We start from the raw sequence: 3,665 nt of genomic DNA, 5'->3' as shown, positions 1-3,665 counted from the left end.
GCTCTGCTTCAGCGCCTGAGCGCCCAGCGCGAGAGCAACGTCAACGGGATAGTTACGTCTGAACAGCCACGTATGGCCCTTCAGATAGGCATAGCGAATGTGAGCAGACATGGGCCTCCTCCTTTCAGTGTTGGAATTTGGGATGGGGTCAGTTGGTTGAGACAACCCGTAGGATCATCTCGAGGGCCGGTTCGCCGTAGGAACCAGCCAGTGGACCGCTTACAGCAAAGCCGGTCACGCAGTCTTCGAACACCTCTTCCACCCGGAACAGATGCTCAGGGACGTCATCGAAGGCGCATACGACCACGACGTCACCGGGGTTCAGTTCCAGCTCAGCCATCCTCGGACCTCCACGTCCAGAAAACCGCCAACAGAACTAGCGCCGAGACAGCGGGGTGAGACCGCGAGACCACCCAGAGCATCGTTGTCAGGACAGCCTTGAGTGGTGGGTGCAAAAGAAAACCCCCGACGAGAACGCCGAGGGCAGACAAGTACTTCATGGATCAAACTCCTGCAGTTGCTTCTTTATTTAGATGCAGGAGGTTGCTCGGTTTCCGGGGAGCGGACATTCAGACTTTATGGTTGAATGACCGGGTTGCGGACACAATAGACGTTGGTATTTGTTTCTCCAACTGCAGATAGCTGGATCCAAGTCGGAATTTGCTAAATGGATCCCAGAACAACAACTTAGTCCGATGGCCGCTTTTGGTGAGTGCTAGCACTCGTAAGCAAACTCAAATACCGGGTCATTTATTAAGCCGCCGCTGGTGATACCGCAACTTCTTCCGCTGGAGTTCAGATATGCTTGCGCAGCTGCCCGGTAGCGGGATATTTCGGATGTCGGGTCGTCGAACAGGCCATAGGTTCTTCCGTCGAAAAAACCCTCCAAAACAGCGGAAGTTGCCGAGGGGCCAATCTGTATCCTCGATGCTTCAGGTCGATCGCTGACAGTAAATGTCTGACCGTCGTATTGGAATGAACTAGACGACGAGTTCAGTTGGTCTCCTCCGCCGGCGCATGCCGAAACAAGAAACGCTCCAAGCAAGAGCATACCATGGTGTCTCATTCAAAAAATCTCCGATGTCCTCGTGTGTTCAGTTGGTACGACTACTACGACGGCCACGTGCCGTTCAACCTCGCGATCTTCATGGCCGGCGCGACTTTTTCATCATTCAAGAAATCCGGGTGGGGGGCCGAACATGGTGTTCTGCGAATGTAATGCCAGCCCAATGAAGGTGAGGTTTTTTTGGACTTGCCTTCAGTAAGGGGATATTATGGCGGACAAAGTGGAGAAAAACATGAACAAACTGAAAGCTTTAGGGATTGTAGTGTCGATTTTGACTTTCGGCACAGCACATGCCCAAGAAGCCGATACGATCTATACCGGCGGCACAATTTTTACGGTGGACAGTGGAAACCCTGTTGTTGAAGCCGTGGCAATCAAGGATCGCAAGTTCATTGCCGTCGGGTCATCCGAAGAGATCGCAGCCCATGAAGGTCCGGAAACGACCGTCATTGAGTTGAACGGTGCCTTCGCCATGCCCGGTATCGTGGATGCCCATATGCATCCATTCGAGGATTTTCATCGCGAGACCTACCTCATGGCGATCGAAGACAACAGTACGCCAGAGTCCATCTTGGTCGGCGTCAAGGCATATGCTGATGCCAATCCAGACAAGGAATGGATCAGCGGTGGTTCTTGGCCTCCCGGAATGTTCCCTAACGAGGCGCCAACGCGAGACTTGTTAGATGCGGTTGTACCGGATCGTCCGGTTTTCATTCTGGATCAGAGCGCCCATAGCGCTTGGATGAACACCAAGGCTCTTGAACATACGGGCTTCATGGAAATCGAGGACGCTGATTTGCCGGAAGGCTCGGTCGTTGTTCGAGATGAGAATGGCGTGCCAAGCGGAACAATCCGGGAGTTTGCGATCGGCTTTGCCCGCCGCTCGATGCCTCCCGTTCCGCAGGAAGAATGGATCGGTACAGGGCGAGGATTTCAGGAATGGTTCCATTCGCTCGGAGTAACAACTGTGAAAGCAGCCGCTGGAAATCAAAGCCACATAGATGCTGTGCATGCAATGCACGAAGCTGGCGATTGGAAGCTGCGCATGCATATGGCGATGAGCTACAATTATTTTGACGCAGGCAACACGCTCGAAGAGCAGATCGCAGAAATCCAGACGGCAGGCGATTACGCTCTGGAGTTTTTTGACCCGCGCGGCTTCAAGATCTTTTTGGACGGCACGCCAACGTCTCGCGAGGGCTGGTTCATTGAACCATACCCAGGAACCGATACCTACGGAGTCAACTATTATTCGCCCGCAGACCTTGTAGCGCTTTATTCATTGGCAACAGAAATGGACCGTGTGGTCATGTCTCACGCCACAGGCGACAGATCAGTGCGAGAGGTGCTGAACGCAATCGAAACGGTAAAGAATGCCTTTCCGGACTCAAGCATACGACACCACCCAACACACAACGGCCTAATCAGCGAAGACGATATTTCAAGATTTGCAGAGCTTGGATTGACCATTGAACTGTCGCCCATCGTCTGGTTCCCGGCGGATACGGTCAAAACTTTCGAAGACATCATGGGACGGATGAATGTTGCTGCCTACACTAATCCGCGCCGCCTACTAGATGCTGGCGCCGAGGTTGCCTTTGGCAGTGACTGGTCGGTGGGCCCACTTGACCCTTGGGCACGACTAAGCTTCCTTGTCTCACGGGTTAGACCCGACGATCCGGAAAGCGGGCCGTTTCTTCCACAAGCAGCAATTACCGCCGAAGAGGTGATCCGTGCATCAACCTTGGGGCCGGCACATGTGCTCGGTGTCGAGACCGATACAGGGTCCATTGAAGTTGGAAAATTCGCGGACATGATAGTGTTGGACAGGGACATTACGCGTATTGATCCAACCGAGATTAAGGAAACTAAAGTGCTCAGAACCGTCTTTGCTGGTGAAGTGGTATATTCCGCGGACTGATTGGACGGCAGCTGTGTCCAAAACTCGGCAATAGGCTCCGAAAGTTTCGCTGCGCCAGCGACGAAGGTCCGCTTGCTTTGCTGCGCTGCAGCTGCTGGCTCTGGAAGACTTTGTTGCCGCATCAGCGAAAACCGCGACTTCAATCCGGCGGCTCTGGGCTCGATGCGGTCCTTCGCCGTTGTCGGCTCGAACGTCCGCTTCTGCGCCAACGATCAGTCACTTCATCAATGTCAACAAACGGTCGTCAGCCGGTCGGCCTAACTGCTTAGAGCTCAAAACAGCCAGTTATCCAACCTTTGCTTAGCGCACAGAAGCTGACCTCGGCAAACTGTTACCCGCGCTCGAATTCAATAGTAGCGGTTCACTTGGCGTTGCATCTGGGTGCAATGACGCAAGATACGCACAACCGGGTGTATCATGTTTACTGCGTGTTCGGTGCGAGTGTGCCAGGTATTTGAAGCCTTAAGAAACATTACGACCTCCCATGATGACCTTACGTTAACTTGGATGAACGAGAGCTTCTGTGAACTAGGACACAGAGCGCCATTGCAAGTTTTCGCCCCCCATACCGCCAGCACCAGCGACCAGTCTTGAGCCCCCGGAATCGATCGTCAACGGTCGTGTCAGGGCCAGTGGACGGTTCTCTAGCGGTCTAGTCGCGCCTGTTGGCACCCGCGA

Annotated in this window: 4 protein-coding genes; 2 read left to right on the top strand and 2 right to left on the bottom strand. The window is 53.7% G+C overall.

Annotation, left to right across the window (positions count from 1 at the left end):
- Positions 1-148: 148 nt before the first annotated feature.
- Together ACR0LH_RS21570 and ACR0LH_RS21565 are read right to left on the bottom strand one after the other, a co-directional pair.
- The gene (locus ACR0LH_RS21570; RefSeq protein WP_480722418.1) at positions 149-340 is read right to left on the bottom strand and encodes a hypothetical protein; all 192 of its coding nucleotides are present in this window, start codon (positions 338-340) and stop codon (positions 149-151) included.
- Positions 333-500, bottom strand: a complete 168-nt coding sequence (locus tag ACR0LH_RS21565) for a hypothetical protein (protein WP_480722417.1) — start codon at positions 498-500, stop codon at positions 333-335. The genes ACR0LH_RS21570 and ACR0LH_RS21565 overlap by 8 nt, the downstream gene beginning before the upstream one ends.
- A 590-nt stretch (positions 501-1,090) precedes the next feature.
- On the opposite strand from ACR0LH_RS21565, the gene ACR0LH_RS21560 reads away from it, so the two are divergent.
- Both ACR0LH_RS21560 and ACR0LH_RS21555 read left to right on the top strand, forming a co-directional pair.
- Complete coding sequence (locus ACR0LH_RS21560; protein WP_480722416.1) at positions 1,091-1,219, top strand: hypothetical protein; 129 nt, start codon at positions 1,091-1,093, stop codon at positions 1,217-1,219.
- Positions 1,220-1,274: 55 nt separating this feature from the next.
- A complete protein-coding gene (locus ACR0LH_RS21555) occupies positions 1,275-2,987 on the top strand; it encodes an amidohydrolase (protein ID WP_480722415.1) in 1,713 nt (570 codons plus the stop codon).
- Positions 2,988-3,665: the final 678 nt, after the last annotated feature.

The sequence above is a fragment of the Ruegeria sp. CL6 genome (genome assembly GCF_056536465.1).
The sequence above is the reverse complement of the archived record's forward strand: the minus strand, read 5'-3'. Positions and strand labels throughout refer to the sequence as shown.

Bases quoted from the DNA above. Each gene is read 5' to 3' on its own strand.
- ACR0LH_RS21570 (WP_480722418.1), bottom strand. From the start codon at position 340: ATGGCTGAGCTGGAACTGAACCCCGGTGACGTCGTGGTCGTATGCGCC.
- ACR0LH_RS21565 (WP_480722417.1), bottom strand. From the start codon at position 500: ATGAAGTACTTGTCTGCCCTCGGCGTTCTCGTCGGGGGTTTTCTTTTG.
- ACR0LH_RS21555 (WP_480722415.1), top strand. From the start codon at position 1,275: ATGGCGGACAAAGTGGAGAAAAACATGAACAAACTGAAAGCTTTAGGG.